We start from the raw sequence: 19,158 nt of genomic DNA on the forward strand, positions 1-19,158 counted from the left end.
TATTCGCAAGTACGTCAATCGGTAAAACAAGTTTTCTCATCCCAGAGTCTCAGCTTGCAATCGGCGGGAGCCTTGATATTCTCGTCAAGGATAATCTCTCCGTAGCTCTCGGCGGTGATACAACCTGTTCGCGGATTCTTTACTCCGCCTATCGCACCTTTGATGGTGGCCTGCACCGAACTGTACTCGAAAGCCCGGTCACAGTCGGGGCCGAACGTGCAAGTCTCCAACACGAGGTCGTGGGCATAGCAGAGCGGCTGTTCGCCGGTAATGTGACAGTTCACCAACCGGAGATTGTGCGAATGCCAGCCCAAGTATTCGCCGTTGAGTTCCGAATCGTAGATCGTCACGTTCTCCACCTCCCAGAAAGCATCTTTCGTGGTGATTTTGGCATTATGAATCTCCACATCTTTCACGTACTGGAAAACGTATTTACTGTCACTTTCCAATCCGTCGATGCGGATATTGCTGCTGAACATGAAGGGATAAGTGCCGCCATGCAGTTTCAGATTTTTGATATTCAGATTCCGGCAACGCCAAAACACTTCATCGGCATCGTTTATCTCCACGTTCTCGATTTCGATGTCGTGCATCTCGCGGAACATCTTGGGCGCATCAATGCGTGTATTCGTCATTTTCAGATGGTCGGAGTACCATAGCGCCGAACGTCCTCCGACATCGAAGAAACAACGGTCGATAACGAAACCATGCACATGCCAGAAAGGATAATTCCCCTCGAACCGGCAATCAACGGCTTCGATGTTGCTGCACTCCTTGATGGCCGACTCTCCGGCACGGATGATTACATTTTCCAAACGTAAGTCATGTGATTCGAACAAAGGTCTTTCACCTCCGAATTCTGCATTTGATATTACTTTCATACTTTCCTTATTTTTAATTATTATTCATATTCGACTTATAACAGCGCAAAAGTACGAAGCGCCCTTTATGACCACTTTGCTTCAAGGCTCAATTTGCTTTGTTATAAAGTTCATCTAACAGAGGATGGTTTATGTTATAGTACTATAGATTTAATGAATTGGGCGGGAACACCAGCTGCTACCGTATTTGCTTCCAAATCTCTTGTTACAACCGCTCCGGCCCCGATGACGACATTGTCGCCGATGGTTACGCCTTGCAGAATCGTTGCATTGGAACCTATCCATACGTTCTTACCCAACACAATGGGTGCAGGATAGGTCGTATGACGTTCTTCCGGAGCCAAACCGTGATTGAGTGTGGCAAAGACCACGTTATGTCCTATCTGGCATCCGTCACCAATTATCACTCCGCCATGATCCTGAAAATGACAGCAGGCATTGATGAACACCCCTTCGCCGACGGTGATATTTTTACCGAAATCGGCATAGAACGGTGGAAATACCCGGAGCGATTCCGGTACCTCGTAACCGAATAGCTCGGAAAGTAATCCACGTACTTCGTCCTGTGTGTGATATGCTGTATTCAGCCGGAAAGTAATGCGCCGGGCTTCGTTGCTCATATCGTCCATAAAGCGGTGTATCTCCTCTGTATCGAGTGCCCTACAAGTCTTGACATATTCTTTGAATGCATCTGTTGTCATGCGTCTTATCTCCTTTCAATCTTCACGGGTATGTCTCCGGCTATACTTAATGCTTCGATACCGTTCCCGTCGATACGACCGATTTTAATCAGGTCGTTACTATGAGACCAACTCTTACAGAAAATAGCTACATTGCCCCACGGTGCATAGATTGTTATATTTCCGGGTGTGGGGGCACAGCCTCGTGTGACGCCTTCGGTTGTCAGAGCCGGATCAGGATAGAAAATCTTCTCCGTCATGTTGTTATAATCGTTCAGTGTTATTTCAAGAGGCAGGCGAGAGAGGAAATCCCGTGCGGCGGCATTGTCTTCCATCGTAGCGGTAACGGTACGGTCGCCGACAGTAATATTTACGTTCAAAGAAGATACATCGGGAGTTTCTGGTTCTCCATCCTCTTTTTCTCCCGGTTGTTCGGGAGTTTCCGGTTGTCCGGGTCTAAACGGTTCGTCATCACCTCCGCCACAGGCCGCCATCGACAGGACGGTCAGCAGTAACAAAGGAATCAATAATAACTTTTTCATATTCATTTTTTATTGGGATTTACAATGATTGTTTCTGCCGGAATGCGTCGCATTGAATTTTCCCACTCTTTCATCTCCACATCTTCGACGGATACAGATACGAATTTGGCATCGACTCCGAGGGTTTCAATCAATGTGTTGCACAAATTTTCGGCTAATTTTTGTTTTGTTTCCCGATCTCTGCCGGGTAACATCGTTACTGCAATGTGTGGCATAGTCTTTTGTTTTTATTTGTTTTTTATCCGATGCAAAAATAGACGGTCTCCGCCACACGCTTGGTAGATAAATCCTCGGTATTTATACCCAAATTACGGATTATGCTTTTTTAGCAGGTAGAATTATCCCCGACAAATGAAAACTCCCATAATCGTTTGAATTACGGGAGTATAAAAGAGATTTTAAGTATATCTGTCATGCCGGGCACTCGATATCATAGAGCCGTTGCACCTCTTCCGGAGCGTGTAGGTCGAGAATCGTATTGTATCCCGTATTCATGGAAGCGATTGCGGTCATATCCTCCGGTGTCAGCATGAAATCCTCGATGTTGAAATTCTCTTCCATCCGCTGGCGATGTACCGATTTGGGAATGGCGACAATTCCGTGCTGCAAGTGCCAGCGTAGTACGACCTGTGCTGCCGATTTATTGTATTTGCGACCGATGCCGATCAGAATATCGTCCGTGAACAATCCGTTCCGTCCTTCGGCCAAAGGTCCCCATGCCTCCGCTTGTACACCGAGTTCCTGCATAATTCGTATCGCTTCGGTTTGCGGAGTATAAGGATGCGCCTCTATTTGATTTACCGCCGGAATAACTCTGGTATTATGGCATAAATCCAACAATCTGTCCGGTTCGAAATTGCACACTCCGATAGCCCGTACACGTCCTTGAGCATAGAGTTCTTCCATAGCCCGCCATGCGCCGTAATAATCACCGAAAGGCATGTGGATGAGATAGAGATCGAGGTAATCCAGCCCCAAACGGGTGAGCGAAGCCTCGAATGCCTGCAATGTCTGTTCGTAACCCATTTCCGAAATCCATGCTTTGGTCGTGATGAACAGTTCTTCACGCGGAATGCCGCTTTTCCGAATAGCCGTACCGACCGCCCGTTCGTTGCCATAGACCGAAGCGGTGTCGATGAGTCGGTAGCCTACGGCAAGCGCATCGGTAACAACTTTTTCGCACTCGGTGGCATCGGGTATCTGAAAGACACCAAAGCCTTGTACCGGCATCTTTACTCTGTTATTCAATTCTTTGAAATCCATATCCTAATATCCTTATAATCAGTTTTTCAAAATATTCAATCATGATTGTAGATACACTCCGAATCCATTCCAATAACCTGAATAAGAAACATTATCTATTGCATGAAGTTATTGAGTTTGTTGGCCGGATTGAGCGGCTTCTGGTCGGACAATACCAACGACTTGACCATATGCAGTGTCCCTTGCTTGTACTTCTGAAAATGTTCCGAAGCGATATGCTTCTCGTAAGCCTCGCGGCTTGCATAGGTTTCGAGAATCGTTACCTTGCAGGGGTTCTCCTTTTCGCCGACCGCATACATCGTCAGCACACCCGGTTCGGTGCGCAGGGAGATTTCGCCCACTTCAGTTGCGTATTTCATATACTCGTCAAGATACTGCGGGTAAACCTCTATTTTCGACAACCGCACGATGCCATCAGCGCTCATCGGCTCTTTAGCGCACATACCCGGCTGCTTATCCAGATTCAGACATTTGCCAATGATCTCTCCTGTCGCAAGATAGGAGTAGGTAGGGAACTCGAACAAGACGGGTTTCAGTTTCGTATAGTCGAGTTTGCTGTCGCTGTCGAGCACGTCGGAAGCGGCGTATGTATTGACTATCGCGCAAATGAAGTTGTCGAAACCCTCGGTTTCATAAATATCCACCACCTCGCACTCCATCGTGAGCGGCGATGCGTCGATGACGGGCGTACCGTATTCGCCAGTGTGGTAGGCGAAGACTTCCGACTTATCGACCATCGCACCGCTTACGCTTCCTACATAATCGGCCTTCGGCAACATCTCACGGCTCACGAGATTGACGGAAAGCCGTTTCGATTGCTTGATACCTTGGTTGGTGTAGTGGCTTTTGCTCATGCTGACCAGTATCCGGTCATGGTCGATAACGCCCGTGTGTCCCACCACGAGCCAGTTTACTTTCCCTTCGACCTCTGCCCCGACTACCGTCATCGGCTTGGGATAGAGTGCCAACAGGTTTCCGAGATTTTTCTTGTTCGTTTCCATAATATCGGGTTGAGCGGTGTTCTCCTTCACGACCGTACTGCACGACGACATGACAAGCAGCGACAGAACACCCAAAATCGTTTTTACCATAATTGATTTCCTTATTTATCTATTTGACTTTCGGTGAACGGGTCGGCACGATGCCCCATCAGGTCTATTTTCGTATACTCGCGGTCGAACTCCTCCATTTCCCAAGCCGAGAGACGTACAGTTCCCGCACCGAGCAAATCATCCAAATGTGCCGGGGTGGTTGTTCCGGGTATAGGAGCGATCCACGATTTGCGCGACAACATCCACACGAGGGCGAACTGCGCCGGAGTAACCCTTTTCCGTTCCGCCCATTTTCGCACCAAAGCCACGAGCGGCATATTGTGCTTCAGGGCTTCGGGCGTGAACTGCGGCAAGTTCCAGCGGCGGTCGCCCTCGTAGAAACGGCTGTTCTCGTCGATTACACCCGTGAGGAACGCACGTCCCAGCGGACAATAAGGCACGAAGCCGATACCGAACTCTTCCAACATCGGGAAGATTTTGGTTTCCGGCTCCCGCCACCAGATGGCATACTCGCTCTGTACAGCCGAAAGCGGGCAGACGGTGTGCGCCCGGCGGATGGAACGCGCACTCGCTTCCGATAGTCCCCAATGCAGCACTTTCCCCTCCTGCATCAAATCCTTAACTGTCCCGGCCACATCCTCCATCGGCACTTTCGGATCGACACGGTGCTGATACAGCAGGTCAATATGGTCGGTGCGCAGGCGTTTCAGCGAACCTTCCACTGCCCGGCGGATATGGTCGGGACGACTGTTGATGGCGGTCGGTTGCTTCTCCTCGACGCCGAAGCCGAATTTCGTCCCGATTTTCACTTTGTCGCGAAACGGTGCGAGTGCCTCGCCGACCCACTCTTCGCTGGTGTAAGGGCCATAGACCTCCGCCGTATCGAAGAAAGTGACGCCTTTGTCGTATGCCCGGCGAATCAGAGCGATCATATCCTTTTTGTCGTACTTCCCGCCGTAATAACCCACCATCGGCAGGCAGCCCAGACCGATGGCCGATACATCCAATCCTCCGAGTTTACGATACTCCATTGTGTCGCCCATATTCGGTGTATTTTCATCAGACTGATTTCCCGTCAAAGAGAACGAAGGAGTTTTGGCAAACACACGGGAAACACCAGTCGTAGCTCCGGCTGCGAGTAGTGCAAAACTCGATGCCGTCCTTAAGAAATTTCTGCGATCCATAATCTTCTATTTTTTCATTGTTCATTTTCTGATTGCAAATTTACCACGATTGAATAAGCCGGCTTGTATACGATTTACGGATATTTATACCCGAATCCTCGATTCTGCAATAGGACCGTATGTAATTCACAATCTCCGCTTTCCGCTTGTCAACGGTGATACGCATACAGACGGGAGCCTCCCCGTTTTTCAGCAGCGTCTGTCGCTTGATGTAAAACAACACACTCAGTGTACTACGTCTTTTTTCAACTCCCATACTTCTTGTATTTTTAGTGGTACAAAGTTAAATCGTATTGTTCCAAATCAGACTATGCAAAATATTGAGAATCAGCGAAAACAAAACTAAATCGTTGGACTTTTTTCTTCCCCGAAAAATCCAACGGATAAGCCAGTGCCAACTGCGTTATTCCGCTGCTTTTAGGTGTGGTGTTGGGCAAAAAGAAAAGTCCTAAAGTATTATACTTTAGGACTTTTCTTTTATTTTGCTTCATAAGAAAGCGGTGCGTACGGGACTCGAACCCGTGACCCCATGCGTGACAGGCATGTATTCTAACCAACTGAACTAACGCACCAATAATTTTGATAAATCGAAAAAAGACTTTTGCGGTGCGTACGGGACTCGAACCCGTGACCCCATGCGTGACAGGCATGTATTCTAACCAACTGAACTAACGCACCAATAATTTTAATAAATCGAAAAAAGACTTTTGCGGTGCGTACGGGACTCGAACCCGTGACCCCATGCGTGACAGGCATGTATTCTAACCAACTGAACTAACGCACCAATAATTCAAATAATCTTTCTTCCGATACTTTCTCTCTCGATTGCGGGTGCAAAGGTACGCATTATTTTTAAATCTGCAAGCATTTTGGCAAAAACCATTAAAAAAATATTCTCCGACTCCCTTTACCTTCCCATCCTAAAAATTACGATATTGTTATTATTTTAATCTTTTCAACAAACTTCTTGTTATAAAATTTAGCTCATTAGCAATAATTCGCTATTTTTGTGCACTCAATAGATTAAAATCGAAAATTAGGGAAAAAGATGAATACAACTGCAAAATTATTGTTGCACTGCCCAGACCAACCAGGCATTTTGGCAGAAGTCACAAACTTTATTACAATTAACAGAGGTAATATTGTCTACTTAGACCAATATGTGGACCATGTAGAAAATATATTTTTCATGCGTATAGAATGGGAAATAAAGGATTTCTTTATTCCTAAAGATAAAATAGAAGATTATTTTGAAACATTGTATGCCCAAAAATATGAAATGAAATTCCGTCTTTATTTCTCGGATGTAAAACCCAAAATGGCCATATTTGTTTCCAAACTGTCCCATTGCCTGTTCGATATGCTGGCACGCTACACTGCCGGAGAATGGAATGTGGAAATTCCGCTGATTATAAGTAACCATCCCGATCTGCAGCATGTAGCAGAACGCTTCGGTATACCATTCTATCTCTTCCCTATTACCAAAGAGAACAAAATGGAACAGGAAAAAGCAGAAATGGAGCTGTTGGAACAACATAACATCAATTTCATTGTACTGGCACGCTATATGCAAGTGATTTCCGAACAAATGATTGAAGCATACCCCAACCGTATCATCAACATACACCACTCTTTCCTCCCTGCGTTCGTTGGTGCAAAACCTTATCATGCAGCGTTTGAACGAGGAGTAAAAATCATTGGTGCGACCAGCCATTATGTTACCTCCGAACTAGATGCCGGTCCTATCATTGAGCAAGATGTAGTACGCATCACACACAAGGACACTGTGCAGGATTTAGTAAGTAAAGGTAAAGACTTGGAAAAAATAGTCCTTTCTCGTGCTGTTCAGAAACATATTGAACGAAAAGTATTGGCTTATAAAAATAAAACAGTTATCTTTAGCTGATGAAAATTGCTGTCGTAAAATATAATGCAGGAAACATCTACTCCGTAGACTATGCATTGAAGCGCCTTGGAGTAGAAGCAACCATCACTTCCGATAAGGAACTATTGATGAGTGCCGACAAAGTTATCTTCCCCGGTGTGGGCGAAGCCGAAACAACCATGAGCCATCTCCGGAAAAACCGGCTGGATGAAGTTATCAAAAACTTAAAACAACCTGTACTAGGTATCTGCCTGGGAATGCAGCTGATGTGCCGGCACTCCGAAGAAGGAAATGCCGATTGCTTGGGCATCTTTGATACTGATGTAAAGTTGTTCAGCCCCACCCGGCATGAAGACAAAGTACCCCATATGGGATGGAACACCCTGACCCATGTACGCAGCGACCTGTTCAAAGGATTCACCAAAGAAGAATTTGTGTACTTCGTACATAGCTTCTATGTGCCCCTGAACGAGTTTACGGCAGCACAAACAGATTATATCCTCCCCTACAGTTCGGCCTTGCACAAAGATAATTTTTATGCAACACAGTTTCATCCCGAAAAGAGTGGAGCCGTGGGCGAACGAATCCTGAGGAACTTTTTAGAATTGTGAACCATTACATTATATATAATAATGTATAAGAAGAAATAGATATGATAGAGTTAATTCCTGCCATCGACATTATTGATGGCAAATGCGTCCGTCTTTCTCAAGGAGATTATAGCACACAGAAAGTATATAACGAAAACCCGGTTGAGGTTGCCAAAGAATTTGAAGCTCATGGGATTCATCGTCTGCACATTGTCGATTTGGATGGAGCAGCCTCACGCCATGTTGTGAATTACCGTGTACTGGACCAAATCGCCAGCCGTACTTCTCTGGTCATTGATTTTGGAGGAGGGATAAAGACAGACGAGGATCTAGTCATCGCTTTCGATAATGGCGCACAAATGGTAACTCTGGGCAGCGTAGCCGTGAAAAATCCCGGACTTTTCAAAAAATGGCTGGAACAATACGGAAACGAGAAAATCATTCTAGGAGCTGATGTAAAGAAGAATAAAATTTCTGTCAATGGCTGGAAAGAGGAAAGTCAGCAGCAGTTGATCCCTTTTTTGAAAGATTATACTAAAGAAGGAGTTTTCAAGGTGTTGTGTACCGACATCAGCCGTGACGGAATGTTGCAAGGGCCTTCCGTGGAACTATACCAGCAAATCCTGAAGGAGTTCCCGGATATGCATCTGATAGCCAGCGGAGGAGTAAGCTGTATACAGGATATTATCGACCTGGAAATAGCCAAAGTCCCGGCTGTTGTTTTCGGCAAGGCGTTATACGAGGGAAAAATTACATTGAAAGACTTAAACCGTTTCATGTAAGAACAAATTATGTTAGCAAAAAGAATCATACCTTGCCTGGACATCAAAGACGGGCAGACCGTAAAAGGAACCAATTTCGTAAACTTACGTCAAGCAGGTGATCCGGTAGAACTGGGGCATACCTACAGTGAACAGGGAGCTGACGAGCTGGTCTTTCTTGACATCACTGCCAGCCATGAAGGACGCAAAACCTTTACCGATTTGGTAAAACGGGTGGCGGCTAATATCAATATCCCCTTTACTGTAGGAGGAGGTATAAACGAACTGAACGATGTAGACCGGCTATTGAACGCGGGAGCTGACAAAGTTTCTATCAATTCATCAGCCATCCGTAATCCGGATTTGGTAGACAAGATTGCCAAACATTTCGGTTCACAAGTTTGTGTGGTAGCCATTGACGCCAAGCAGACCGAAACTGGCTGGAAATGCTATCTGAACGGTGGCCGGATTGAAACCGACAAGTACCTGTTTGACTGGGCTAAAGAAGTGAACAACCGCGGGGCAGGAGAAATTCTCTTCACGAGCATGAACCATGACGGAGTGAAAAACGGATATGCCAACGAAGCCCTCTCCACCCTGGCCGATTTACTGACAATTCCCGTCATCGCATCTGGAGGCGCCGGATGCATGGAACATTTCCGCGATACATTTGCAAAAGGGAAAGCAGATGCAGCATTAGCAGCCAGCGTTTTTCATTTCGGAGAGATTAAAATTCCCGAATTAAAACAGTATCTTTGCGAGCAAGGAATTAATGTGAGGTTATAACTCTGTTTTTAATTGCATCTAAATCTGTTTCCATTACCATCCCAGACAGGGTGAAAGACTGGCAAACGACCTTCAGGTCCTCATTCCACTCTGAATGACGATGCTGATGAAATTTTAAACAAGTTCTATACAACACCGATAATATAACAATAAAAATATAGAAAAATGGATTTGAATTTTGAAAAAATGAACGGGTTGATCCCCGCCATCATACAAGACAACAGCACCAACAAAGTACTGATGTTAGGGTTTATGAATGAAGAAGCATACCGAAAAACAATGGAAACTGGTAAAGTAACTTTCTTCAGCCGTACCAAGAACCGCCTGTGGACAAAAGGTGAAGAAAGCGGGAATTTCCTGAATGTTGTTTCTATAAAAGAAGACTGTGACAAGGATACCCTGCTGATCAAAGTAAATCCGGCAGGTCCTGTATGTCACACCGGAACAGATACTTGCTGGGGAGAAGAAAACAAAGAAGACATCATGTTCCTAAAGGAATTACAAGATTTCATTGACAAACGTCATGAGGAAATGCCCGCAGGCTCTTACACCACCAGCCTGTTCGAATCCGGTATCAACAAAATGGCACAGAAAGTAGGTGAAGAAGCCGTGGAAACGGTTATCGAAGCTTGTAACGGAACCGACGAACGCCTTATCTACGAAGGAGCCGATCTGATATACCACATGATTGTACTGCTCACCTCAAAAGGCTATCGCATCGAGGACCTTGCCCGTGAATTGAAAGAACGTCATAGCGCTACGTGGAAAAAACACTAAAATGATGGACGAAGCTCTCATTCGATATAAAAACGTATATATCAACCAACAAGAATTAGGCGTATTGGAAGATGTAAACCTGGAACTGAACAAGGGTGAATTTGTTTACCTCATTGGGAAAGTCGGTTCCGGAAAGACCTCATTACTGAAAACAATTTACGGTGAGCTGGATATACAGTCAGGAGAAGCCGAGGTGCTAGGCTACAACATGACTAACATCAAGCGGAAGCATATTCCCGAACTGCGCCGCCGTTTAGGCATTGTCTTTCAAGATTTTCAGTTACTGACAGACCGCACCGTACACGCTAACCTCAGTTTTGTATTGCGCGCCACCGGATGGACAAACAAAGCAACCATCAAAGCACGCATTGAAGAAGTACTGGACCAAGTGGGAATGACCGGTAAAGGATACAAAATGCCCAACGAACTATCGGGTGGCGAACAACAACGCATTGTTATCGCCCGTGCCATCCTAAACCGGCCGGACATTATTCTGGCCGATGAGCCGACGGGTAACCTGGACACGGAAACAGGGCGCAAAATTGTAGAACTTCTGAAATCCATTTGTGCTACAGGCTCCGCCATCATGATGACCACCCATAATCTGCATCTCTTGTCGGAATATCCGGGAGTTGTCTACCGTTTTGAGAATCATCATATCAAAGAAGTGACTCACGAATACAGCCGGATGGAAAGAAGTCAAAATGAGACCGAAAAAGGAGAAAAAACGACAGTTGCACCCCAAGAAACGGCAGAATAAGTAGATGAATGATAAATATCATCGCTAAAATGCTGATTTTTGCAGTCTTATTTGTATATTTGCACGCTAATTATCAATATAGGAACAATTAAAATACGAAACGAAAAATGAAAGTTTTAAAGTTTGGAGGTACTTCGGTAGGTTCTGCACAAAGAATGAAAGAAGTAGCCAAATTAATTACCGACGGTGAACAGAAGATTGTTGTACTTTCAGCCATGTCTGGAACAACAAACACGTTGGTTGAAATTTCGGATTATCTGTATAAGAAAAATCCCGAAGGTGCGAATGAAATCATTAACAGACTGGAGGCTAAATATAAACAGCATGTTAATGAACTTTATTCTACTGACGAGTATAAGCAGAAAACACAGGAATTTATAAAAGCACAGTTCGATTATATTCGTTCGTATACAAAAGATATTTTCACACTGTTCGAAGAAAAAGTAATCCTGGCACAAGGCGAGTTGATCTCTACCAACATGGTTACCAACTATTTGCAGGAACAAGGGGTCAACGCCATCTTACTTCCGGCATTGGAATTCATGCGCACGGACAAGAACTCGGAGCCCGACCCTGTATATATCAAAGAAAAACTGGCCGCACAGCTAGAAATACATCCGGACGCTGAAATTTATATCACACAAGGTTTTATCTGCCGTAACGCCTACGGCGAGATAGATAATCTGCAACGTGGCGGAAGCGACTATACCGCATCACTGATCGGTGCCGCTGTAAATGCCTCTGAAATCCAGATATGGACAGATATTGACGGTATGCACGATAATGATCCGCGCATCGTAGACAAGACTTCTCCCGTACGTCACCTGCACTTCGAAGAAGCTGCCGAATTGGCCTACTTTGGTGCGAAGATTCTGCACCCTACTTGCGTACAGCCTGCCAAATATGCCAATATTCCCGTCCGTCTGCTTAATACAATGGAACCTACAGCCCCGGGAACTTTGATTTCCAATGATACGGAAAAAGGCAAAATCAAGGCAGTTGCAGCCAAAGACAATATCACTGCCATCAAGATCAAATCAAGCCGTATGTTACTGGCCCACGGCTTCTTGCGCAAAGTATTCGAAATCTTCGAAAGCTATCAGACCTCTATCGACATGATCTGCACTTCAGAGGTTGGCGTTTCCGTATCCATTGATAACACCAAACATCTGAATGAAATTCTGGACGACTTGAAGAAATATGGTACAGTAACCGTAGATCAGGACATGTGTATCATCTGTGTAGTCGGTGACCTGGAATGGGAAAATGTAGGCTTTGAAGCCAAAGCGTTGGACGCCATGCGCGACATACCGGTACGTATGATTTCATTCGGCGGTAGCAACTACAATATTTCTTTCCTGATTCGTGAAGAAGACAAGAAGAAAGCATTGCAGTCATTAAGCGATCATTTATTCAACAATAAATAATTTCTACTGTAGGGGCGGATTCAATCCGCCCGAATACATCTCACTTTATAAAGTTGGTGTTTTCGGGCGAATTTAATTCGCCCTTGCTCATAAAAACAAAATACAATATGAAAGGAACATTCCCCGTAAACAAGTTCAGAGAGTTGGAAACTCCCTTTTACTATTACGATGTCAATGTGCTGCGAGAAACCTTGTCATGCATCAATAAAGAAGCAGGCAAATACAATAATTTCTGCGTGCATTACGCCGTGAAGGCCAATGCTAACCACAAAGTCCTGACAATTATCCGCGAAAGCGGTCTGGGAGCCGACTGTGTAAGTGGCGGAGAAATCCGCGCAGCCATTAAGGCCGGATTCCCGACAAACAAAATAGTCTATGCAGGTGTAGGTAAGACAGACTGGGAAATCAATCTGGGTCTGGATTATGATATTTTCTGCTTCAATGTAGAGTCCGTACCCGAACTGGAAATCATTAATGAACTAGCTTCCGCCAAAGGCAAAACAGCCCGTGTAGCTTTCCGTATCAATCCGAATGTAGGTGCGCATACCCATGCAAATATCACCACCGGACTAGCAGAGAACAAATTCGGTATCAGCATGGAAGATATGGACAAAGTGATCGATATGGCCGGAACATTGCCTCATGTAAAATTTGTAGGCTTACATTTCCACATCGGTTCTCAGATTTTGGATATGGGTGATTTTGTAGCCTTGTGCAACCGTGTAAACGAACTACAGGAAAAACTCTATGCCCGCCAAATCATAGTAGAACATATCAATGTAGGCGGCGGTTTAGGAATTGATTATGCACACCCCAACCGTCAAGCCATCCCCAACTTCACGGAATACTTTGCCACTTATCACAAGCATCTGAAACTGCGCCCCCAGCAAACTTTACATTTTGAACTGGGACGTGCCGTAGTAGGACAGTGCGGCAGCCTTATCAGCAAAGTGATTTATGTAAAGCAAGGAGCCAACAAACAGTTCGCCATATTAGATGCCGGCATGACTGACTTGATTCGTCCCGCCCTTTATCAGGCATACCACAAAATAGAAAATATCACTTCGGAAGAACCTATGGAAACTTACGATGTGGTAGGCCCCATCTGCGAATCATCCGATGTATTCGGCAAAGCTATTGATTTGAACAAAGCACACCGTGGCGACCTTTTCGCTCTCCGTTCAGCAGGAGCATATGGTGAAATTATGGCATCGGCTTACAATTGTCGTGCATTGCCCAAAGGATATACTTCAGAAGAGTTAGTATAAACCAACTCCAACTGCCTGAATAAATAAGAAACAGCGCCGCTTTGATACAAAGCGGCGCTGTTTCTTATTTATCTTCCGGAATGAAATCTTCTTTTATAAATTCATCATACACACGCCGCGGATGATCCGCTTTTGAGAATCCATTATTACCAAAATTCTGTTCACGGAATTTCTTTAGCTTTAAATTATCTTCCGCATACTCACGCAAAGTTTTCTGCTTACCTCCTAATATAGAACTATCCAGCACCTCACATTCCAACAGATTTTCCTTCGGAGTAATTATTGGAAGGAGCTTCTGTTCCAAAAAACCACGATAGGCCCCCACATACTCACACCAACACTCCCCTTTCACCTCATAAATACGATAAGTGTACTTAGACAAAGCTGTTTTAATAAAAATTTCATTCCCCATCACCTCGGCCACGGCTTCTAAGTTATAAGCCAAGTCTTTAATCTTGATAATCTTCTTTCCCGACTCATCTTCCTTGATTTCCGTAGCCCAAAAATCGGAATGCATAAGCTGATCAAGTATATTGATCAAACTTTCTTTAATCTCAAATTGTATTCTCATAATAATTGCCCGTTGGTCAGGACTTGTTACAGGTTTCAGTTAACTTTTTTAAATATAGCAATTATACTTGAAAAATATTCACGAAAACACACTTTTAACATTAAATTATAATTAAATCTGAGCTTTTGAATAAATAAAGAATATTCATTCTGCTACAATTCAATTATTTGCTGTATTTTTGCACGTTTTTAATACAGATCACACATGGAACTATTCACCATAGATACAATCTTACCAATAGCTTCGGGAGCCTTGTTTATCACGCAGGCTGTTTACTATCTAGGGCTATATAACAAACTATACACTCACAGCAGAGAAACAGCATATGCCACTGATATAAATACTCAAAATCCTCCACTGTCTGTCATTATTGTGGCAAAAGACGCCACCCACGAATTACAAGAAAACCTCCCATTTATTTTAGAGCAGGACTATCCGGAATTCGAAGTGATTGTGATTTACGACCGCCCGGCGGATGATTGTGACAATACGTTGAAATTACTGGAAGACAAATACCCCAATCTCTATCATACCTTTATCCCCGACAGTGCACGCTATATCAGCCACAAAAAACTGGGAATAACAATGGGAATTAAAGCCAGCCGTCATGAATGGCTGGTATTTACCGAACCCGATTGCCGTCCGCAAAGCAATCAATGGCTGAAACAGATGGCACGTAATTTCACATCTGCCACCGAAATCGTTTTAGGCTACAGCAACTACGAAAAAGTACCGGGATGGTTTAATAAGAAAATCACTTTCGACACATTGCTGAATTCTATGCGTTATTTGGGTATGGCTGTTTCCGGACATCCCTACATGGGTACAGGAAGGAATATGGCTTATCGGAAAACGCTGTACTACAAGCAGAAGGGATTTGCCTCCCACCTGAATCTGCAACGTGGAGAAGATGATTTGTTTATCAATGAAACAGCCCGTGCACACAATACACGAGTTGAAGCCAGCCCTGAAAGTCTGATGCGAATCGCCATGCCTAAATATAAAAGAATATGGTGTGAAGAGAAAATAAGCTATGCGGCTACCAGCCGGTTATTTCATGGAACCGCCCGTTATCTCATGGGATTTGAAACTTGCAGCAGATTCTTGTTCTATACAGCCATCATCGCCACTATAACCATCAGTATTCTTCTCCACCAATGGACTATTGCAGCCATTGCCGTTTTGCTATGGTTAGCACGCTTCACGATGCAACTAATTGTTTTCAGAAAAACCGCCAAAGTTTTTGGCGAACGGAAGTTCTGTGCACTACTCCCCTTATTTGATTTTCTGCAACCTGCATGGAATGGGGTATTCAAATTACAACGTAAATTCAGACGGAAAAATGAGTTTATGAGAAAATAAAAAGAGAATGAAACCAACTATACATTTCTTAATTTAATAATACGAATTATGATCAGATTAAATGTTTTTATCCAAGTAAACGAGAGTAACCGCAATGCTGTCTTAGAAACAGCAAAGGAATTGGTAGCACAATCTTTAAACGACAACGGTTGTATCGCTTATGATGTTTTTGAGAGCGCGACACGTAAAGATGTACTTATGATTTGCGAAACATGGAAAGATGCTGAGTCACTGGATGCACACGAAAAGGCTGCACATTTTATAACCTTGGTTCCTAAATTGCAAGAATTGGGCAAGATGAAATTAGAAAAATTTGAATTCTAATCCGGTTATCCATCTTGATCCGACAAAAACAAATCAGGGTTTGTATAAACAAGCCCTGATTTATTTTTATCCGCCAAGAAAGGTTATGCAAGAAACACTTTTCCACCAATGTAATCACTGCCTGAAAAAATAGAAGAGTATCACATTATCCAGCATAACAAATTGAAACCTTTTATCGCTTTATATTCTCTAACACACCCCGAACAGCCCCTTTTCATTGTTTTCACCCACCCATGCACATGCAATATTATTCGGTCAAACTATAAATGTAACAATTTAAAATCTTCTTTTTACAACGAAATATCACCAATATTGTTTGTTTTATATCATATTTCGCTTCAATAAGATTTAATATATATATTATTTGCATATTAAAGACAATTACTCTACTTTTGCACCCGTTTTAAAAACAATAAAAAGTTTCAAATTGAAAGCATAAGTATGAAAATAATCTGGTCCATCCGTTCTTTCAACTTTACCAATATACCGTAAATGCGTTTGTCTAGAAGCGTGTTATAAGTAGTATTGTAAAATCAGAAAAACAGTTGAATCTCATGTTTACTTTCATTTCTATAATGGCTGTCGGAGTCCTTATAGGCTATCCCTTACGCCATAAATCCCAAATACGCAAGATCACTCCTCTCATCCATATCGTGGTCTGTCTGCTACTTTTCTTACTAGGTCTCTCTATTGGTCTTAACAGACTGATTATTGACAATCTTGGTTACTTCTGCGGCCAGGCAGCCGTCATCTCCTCATTAAGCATATTGGGCAGCATGATGGCCTCCCTTGCAGTATACCGCATCTTTTTCAGAGGAAAGGGGGCAAACGGTGAAAAGTAGTCTTGTAACTCTAGCCTTTTTCTTGTTTGGCTGCGTAGCCGGAGTCAGCTATGCGGTGGACTTCGACGTACACCAAACCTCTGTATATGTACTATATGTACTGATGCTGTTACTCGGCATTAATCTTGGAAGCAACCGCAACCTCAGGCAGTTTGTTTTATCCCTCAATTTCAGGACACTGCTCGTACCCTTTGCCACCGTAAGCGGTACTCTGTTGTTTTCCGCTATCGGAGGCTTTCTCTTGAGCCGCTGGAGTATCTTCGACTGCATGGCTGTCGGAAGCGGATTCTCCTATTATTCCGTTTCCTCCATCCTTATCACGCAGATCAAATCCCCCTCCATCGGTGTGCAGCTTGCTACCGAATTGGGGACCATCGCGCTACTATCCAATATCTTCCGGGAAATGACCGCCTTGATAGGAGCTCCCCTTTTCCGCAAATATTTCGGTTATCTGGCACCTATCTCGGCGGCGGGCATCGGTTCTTCCGACATTTCCCTGGCAGCCATCGCACGCTGCTCCGGACCGGAAGCCGTACCCGTGGCCATCGTCCACGGCATACTGATAAACATAAGCATGCCTTTCTTCGTTTCTTTCTTTTGCAAACTGTAAGCTGAAGGAAGTGACATACTATACATAACTTTACATTCTCTCTATAAAGAACCGGCCCTGTCACGAATTCGCAGCAGGGTTGGTTCTAACACATCCGCCCAACTAAAGCATTTCTTCCTAACAATTAAGCCTTTTCTTTCTATCAACTACTACAGACTTTCACAACAGACTGTACAGTCCATTACATCAGACCGTACAGTCCACTATAATGGACTATACGATTCACTGTAGGAAACTGTAGTACATTACCGCATAAAAAGACTTAATCATAAGAAAAAAAGACCTTAGCATTATAAGAAAAAAAGGATTAATACCGGATATACGGAAAAAGCAGAAAGAGAATCTTCTCATTCAAACCGAATAGATTTTGCCGGATGAATACGCGTCACCAGAAATGACGGCCCGACAAGCATCAGCACCGATACCAGCAAGGTACAGACATTCAGCAACAAATAAATCCAAATATTGAATTCAATAGGAACACGATCTACATAATAAGTGGCAGGGTCCAGTTTGAAAAGATGAAATTGAGATTGAATAAAGCATAATGCCACCCCGATGATATTTCCCCATACCATCCCCCTGCCAATCAAGAATACCGAAAAACTGAGGAATATCTTACGAATAGCAAAATTATCAGCACCCAATGCTTTCAGCACCCCGATCATATTGGTACGTTCCAGAATGATAATCAGCAAACCGGATATCATGGTGAATCCTGCCACCCCCGTCATGAGAAACAGGATAACCCACACATTCATATCCAGCAAATCCAGCCATGCAAATATCTGAGGATTGACTTCCTCCACACTCTGAGTATAGTAAGTACCTCCGTATGCATCCACCTGCGTATCCACCCGTGCACGGATTTCCTCTTTCACCGACTCCAACCGGCTATACTCATTCACTTCCAGTTCTATACCACTCACCTGCCCTTTCTGCCAACTATTCAAACGGTTCACCGTATATAAGTCGGTTATCAGAAACAAATCATCGTATGCGGAAAAATTGGTCTGATAGATGCCAGCTACAGTAAGACGACGTGCACGCACATTGTCCTCTATATAATAGGTATAGATTTTATCACCCAGTTTCAGATGTAGTCTGTCGGCAATAGTGCGGGACACCAATACCTTATTAGTAGAGGCAGTATCCGAGAAAACAGGAATCTCCCCTTCCTGCAAATGATTCTTTAAAAACCTCCAGTCGTATTCATGAGAAACACCTTTCAGCACCATTCCCTGAAAGCTGTCGCTTGTCATTATCATTCCCGGCTTGGTGGAATAGCGCTGCACGTGCTTTACTCCTTCCAGTGTTTTCAACAGATGGAGCAAACTGTCGTTGGCTACAATGGGAACCGTCTGATAAGATTGCTGGGAGTCGAAGTTAGTTATTACGATATCGGCCCCCAAGCCTACCACCTTGTCGCGTACCTCATGTTTGAAACCGATCACCACCGCTACCGACACAATCATGACGGCCAGCCCGATAGCTATGCCCAGCATAGCAATGCGGACGGCAGGCTTGGACACCTCTTTTCCACCCTCATTGCTGCGATAGATGCGTCTGGCAATAAAGAGCTTCCAGTCCATA

Annotated in this window: 22 protein-coding genes and 3 tRNA genes; 12 read left to right on the plus strand and 13 right to left on the minus strand. The window is 44.1% G+C overall.

Features of this window, described 5'->3' with window-relative positions:
- Positions 1-14: 14 nt before the first annotated feature.
- The 11 genes from GKD17_RS14310 to GKD17_RS14360 all read right to left on the minus strand — a co-directional run bounded on the left by GKD17_RS14310 (position 15) and on the right by GKD17_RS14360 (position 6,386).
- Positions 15-881, minus strand: coding sequence for a DUF3737 family protein (locus GKD17_RS14310; RefSeq protein WP_007832640.1), 867 nt, complete (start codon positions 879-881; stop codon positions 15-17).
- 134 nt (positions 882-1,015) lie between these two features.
- Entirely contained in the window at positions 1,016-1,582 is a 567-nt protein-coding gene (locus GKD17_RS14315; RefSeq protein WP_007832638.1) for a sugar O-acetyltransferase, read from the minus strand.
- A gap of 5 nt (positions 1,583-1,587) precedes the next feature.
- Positions 1,588-2,103, minus strand: a complete 516-nt coding sequence (locus GKD17_RS14320; RefSeq protein WP_170272834.1) for a cyclophilin-like fold protein — start codon at positions 2,101-2,103, stop codon at positions 1,588-1,590.
- 2 nt (positions 2,104-2,105) lie between these two features.
- Positions 2,106-2,318, minus strand: coding sequence for a tautomerase family protein (locus GKD17_RS14325; RefSeq protein WP_007832633.1), 213 nt, complete (start codon positions 2,316-2,318; stop codon positions 2,106-2,108).
- A gap of 196 nt (positions 2,319-2,514) precedes the next feature.
- Positions 2,515-3,366 carry an aldo/keto reductase gene (locus tag GKD17_RS14330; protein ID WP_007832631.1) on the minus strand — a complete coding sequence of 284 codons (852 nt, stop codon included), beginning with the start codon at positions 3,364-3,366 and terminating at the stop codon, positions 2,515-2,517.
- Positions 3,367-3,461: 95 nt separating this feature from the next.
- Entirely contained in the window at positions 3,462-4,457 is a 996-nt protein-coding gene (locus tag GKD17_RS14335) for a flavin reductase (protein ID WP_007832628.1), read from the minus strand.
- Positions 4,458-4,468: 11 nt separating this feature from the next.
- Entirely contained in the window at positions 4,469-5,602 is a 1,134-nt protein-coding gene (locus tag GKD17_RS14340; RefSeq protein ID WP_007832626.1) for an aldo/keto reductase, read from the minus strand.
- Between the two features lie 40 nt (positions 5,603-5,642).
- Positions 5,643-5,858 (minus strand): hypothetical protein, encoded by a 216-nt coding sequence (locus GKD17_RS14345; protein WP_007832624.1) that lies wholly within the window; start codon positions 5,856-5,858, stop codon positions 5,643-5,645.
- Between the two features lie 242 nt (positions 5,859-6,100).
- Positions 6,101-6,174 (minus strand) — tRNA-Asp (locus GKD17_RS14350).
- Positions 6,175-6,206: 32 nt separating this feature from the next.
- Positions 6,207-6,280: transfer RNA gene (locus GKD17_RS14355), tRNA-Asp, on the minus strand.
- A 32-nt stretch (positions 6,281-6,312) separates the two neighbouring features.
- Positions 6,313-6,386, minus strand: a tRNA-Asp gene (locus GKD17_RS14360).
- A 264-nt stretch (positions 6,387-6,650) separates the two neighbouring features.
- On the opposite strand from GKD17_RS14360, the gene purU reads away from it, so the two are divergent.
- The 8 genes from purU to lysA all read left to right on the plus strand — a co-directional run bounded on the left by purU (position 6,651) and on the right by lysA (position 13,856).
- Positions 6,651-7,508, plus strand: coding sequence for a formyltetrahydrofolate deformylase (gene purU / locus GKD17_RS14365; protein ID WP_007832621.1), 858 nt, complete (start codon positions 6,651-6,653; stop codon positions 7,506-7,508).
- Positions 7,508-8,098: an imidazole glycerol phosphate synthase subunit HisH gene (gene hisH, locus GKD17_RS14370; protein ID WP_007832620.1), complete on the plus strand. Its 591-nt coding sequence runs from the start codon at positions 7,508-7,510 to the stop codon at positions 8,096-8,098. The genes purU and hisH overlap by 1 nt, the downstream gene beginning before the upstream one ends.
- 41 nt (positions 8,099-8,139) lie before the next feature.
- Positions 8,140-8,859, plus strand: a complete 720-nt coding sequence (gene hisA / locus GKD17_RS14375; protein WP_007832618.1) for a 1-(5-phosphoribosyl)-5-[(5-phosphoribosylamino)methylideneamino]imidazole-4-carboxamide isomerase — start codon at positions 8,140-8,142, stop codon at positions 8,857-8,859.
- Between the two features lie 9 nt (positions 8,860-8,868).
- A complete protein-coding gene (gene hisF / locus GKD17_RS14380) occupies positions 8,869-9,624 on the plus strand; it encodes an imidazole glycerol phosphate synthase subunit HisF (RefSeq protein WP_007832615.1) in 756 nt (251 codons plus the stop codon).
- Between the two features lie 165 nt (positions 9,625-9,789).
- Complete coding sequence (gene hisIE, locus GKD17_RS14385; RefSeq protein ID WP_007832614.1) at positions 9,790-10,401, plus strand: bifunctional phosphoribosyl-AMP cyclohydrolase/phosphoribosyl-ATP diphosphatase HisIE; 612 nt, start codon at positions 9,790-9,792, stop codon at positions 10,399-10,401.
- A 1-nt stretch (position 10,402) separates the two neighbouring features.
- A complete protein-coding gene (locus GKD17_RS14390; RefSeq protein WP_007832612.1) occupies positions 10,403-11,161 on the plus strand; it encodes a cell division ATP-binding protein FtsE in 759 nt (252 codons plus the stop codon).
- A 107-nt stretch (positions 11,162-11,268) separates the two neighbouring features.
- Entirely contained in the window at positions 11,269-12,588 is a 1,320-nt protein-coding gene (locus GKD17_RS14395; RefSeq protein ID WP_005841213.1) for an aspartate kinase, read from the plus strand.
- Positions 12,589-12,695: 107 nt separating this feature from the next.
- A complete protein-coding gene (lysA, locus tag GKD17_RS14400) occupies positions 12,696-13,856 on the plus strand; it encodes a diaminopimelate decarboxylase (RefSeq protein WP_007832610.1) in 1,161 nt (386 codons plus the stop codon).
- Between the two features lie 64 nt (positions 13,857-13,920).
- Here the strand turns inward: lysA and GKD17_RS14405 are convergent, their stop codons facing one another.
- The gene (locus tag GKD17_RS14405; RefSeq protein WP_007832608.1) at positions 13,921-14,427 is read right to left on the minus strand and encodes a hypothetical protein; all 507 of its coding nucleotides are present in this window, start codon (positions 14,425-14,427) and stop codon (positions 13,921-13,923) included.
- Between the two features lie 204 nt (positions 14,428-14,631).
- On the opposite strand from GKD17_RS14405, the gene GKD17_RS14410 reads away from it, so the two are divergent.
- The 4 genes from GKD17_RS14410 to GKD17_RS14425 all read left to right on the plus strand — a co-directional run bounded on the left by GKD17_RS14410 (position 14,632) and on the right by GKD17_RS14425 (position 17,565).
- Positions 14,632-15,789: a glycosyltransferase gene (locus tag GKD17_RS14410; RefSeq protein ID WP_007832606.1), complete on the plus strand. Its 1,158-nt coding sequence runs from the start codon at positions 14,632-14,634 to the stop codon at positions 15,787-15,789.
- Positions 15,790-15,837: 48 nt separating this feature from the next.
- The gene (locus GKD17_RS14415; protein ID WP_007832603.1) at positions 15,838-16,113 is read left to right on the plus strand and encodes a putative quinol monooxygenase; all 276 of its coding nucleotides are present in this window, start codon (positions 15,838-15,840) and stop codon (positions 16,111-16,113) included.
- A 554-nt stretch (positions 16,114-16,667) separates the two neighbouring features.
- Positions 16,668-16,955: a LysO family transporter gene (locus tag GKD17_RS14420; protein ID WP_007832598.1), complete on the plus strand. Its 288-nt coding sequence runs from the start codon at positions 16,668-16,670 to the stop codon at positions 16,953-16,955.
- Positions 16,945-17,565 carry a LysO family transporter gene (locus GKD17_RS14425; RefSeq protein ID WP_007832595.1) on the plus strand — a complete coding sequence of 207 codons (621 nt, stop codon included), beginning with the start codon at positions 16,945-16,947 and terminating at the stop codon, positions 17,563-17,565. The genes GKD17_RS14420 and GKD17_RS14425 overlap by 11 nt, the downstream gene beginning before the upstream one ends.
- A 347-nt stretch (positions 17,566-17,912) precedes the next feature.
- Here the strand turns inward: GKD17_RS14425 and GKD17_RS14430 are convergent, their stop codons facing one another.
- Complete coding sequence (locus GKD17_RS14430) at positions 17,913-19,157, minus strand: ABC transporter permease (RefSeq protein WP_007832592.1); 1,245 nt, start codon at positions 19,155-19,157, stop codon at positions 17,913-17,915.
- Between the last annotated feature and the right edge of the window lies 1 nt (position 19,158).

This window comes from Phocaeicola dorei (assembly GCF_013009555.1).
In the GTDB taxonomy this organism is placed as follows: domain Bacteria; phylum Bacteroidota; class Bacteroidia; order Bacteroidales; family Bacteroidaceae; genus Phocaeicola; species Phocaeicola dorei.

Bases quoted from the DNA above. Each gene is read 5' to 3' on its own strand.
- GKD17_RS14310 (WP_007832640.1), bottom strand. From the start codon at position 881: ATGAAAGTAATATCAAATGCAGAATTCGGAGGTGAAAGACCTTTGTTC.
- GKD17_RS14315 (WP_007832638.1), bottom strand. From the start codon at position 1,582: ATGACAACAGATGCATTCAAAGAATATGTCAAGACTTGTAGGGCACTC.
- GKD17_RS14320 (WP_170272834.1), bottom strand. From the start codon at position 2,103: ATGAAAAAGTTATTATTGATTCCTTTGTTACTGCTGACCGTCCTGTCG.
- GKD17_RS14325 (WP_007832633.1), bottom strand. From the start codon at position 2,318: ATGCCACACATTGCAGTAACGATGTTACCCGGCAGAGATCGGGAAACA.
- GKD17_RS14330 (WP_007832631.1), bottom strand. From the start codon at position 3,366: ATGGATTTCAAAGAATTGAATAACAGAGTAAAGATGCCGGTACAAGGC.
- GKD17_RS14335 (WP_007832628.1), bottom strand. From the start codon at position 4,457: ATGGTAAAAACGATTTTGGGTGTTCTGTCGCTGCTTGTCATGTCGTCG.
- GKD17_RS14340 (WP_007832626.1), bottom strand. From the start codon at position 5,602: ATGGATCGCAGAAATTTCTTAAGGACGGCATCGAGTTTTGCACTACTC.
- GKD17_RS14345 (WP_007832624.1), bottom strand. From the start codon at position 5,858: ATGGGAGTTGAAAAAAGACGTAGTACACTGAGTGTGTTGTTTTACATC.
- purU (WP_007832621.1), top strand. From the start codon at position 6,651: ATGAATACAACTGCAAAATTATTGTTGCACTGCCCAGACCAACCAGGC.
- hisH (WP_007832620.1), top strand. From the start codon at position 7,508: ATGAAAATTGCTGTCGTAAAATATAATGCAGGAAACATCTACTCCGTA.
- hisA (WP_007832618.1), top strand. From the start codon at position 8,140: ATGATAGAGTTAATTCCTGCCATCGACATTATTGATGGCAAATGCGTC.
- hisF (WP_007832615.1), top strand. From the start codon at position 8,869: ATGTTAGCAAAAAGAATCATACCTTGCCTGGACATCAAAGACGGGCAG.
- hisIE (WP_007832614.1), top strand. From the start codon at position 9,790: ATGGATTTGAATTTTGAAAAAATGAACGGGTTGATCCCCGCCATCATA.
- GKD17_RS14390 (WP_007832612.1), top strand. From the start codon at position 10,403: ATGATGGACGAAGCTCTCATTCGATATAAAAACGTATATATCAACCAA.
- GKD17_RS14395 (WP_005841213.1), top strand. From the start codon at position 11,269: ATGAAAGTTTTAAAGTTTGGAGGTACTTCGGTAGGTTCTGCACAAAGA.
- lysA (WP_007832610.1), top strand. From the start codon at position 12,696: ATGAAAGGAACATTCCCCGTAAACAAGTTCAGAGAGTTGGAAACTCCC.
- GKD17_RS14405 (WP_007832608.1), bottom strand. From the start codon at position 14,427: ATGAGAATACAATTTGAGATTAAAGAAAGTTTGATCAATATACTTGAT.
- GKD17_RS14410 (WP_007832606.1), top strand. From the start codon at position 14,632: ATGGAACTATTCACCATAGATACAATCTTACCAATAGCTTCGGGAGCC.
- GKD17_RS14415 (WP_007832603.1), top strand. From the start codon at position 15,838: ATGATCAGATTAAATGTTTTTATCCAAGTAAACGAGAGTAACCGCAAT.
- GKD17_RS14420 (WP_007832598.1), top strand. From the start codon at position 16,668: ATGTTTACTTTCATTTCTATAATGGCTGTCGGAGTCCTTATAGGCTAT.
- GKD17_RS14430 (WP_007832592.1), bottom strand. From the start codon at position 19,157: ATGGACTGGAAGCTCTTTATTGCCAGACGCATCTATCGCAGCAATGAG.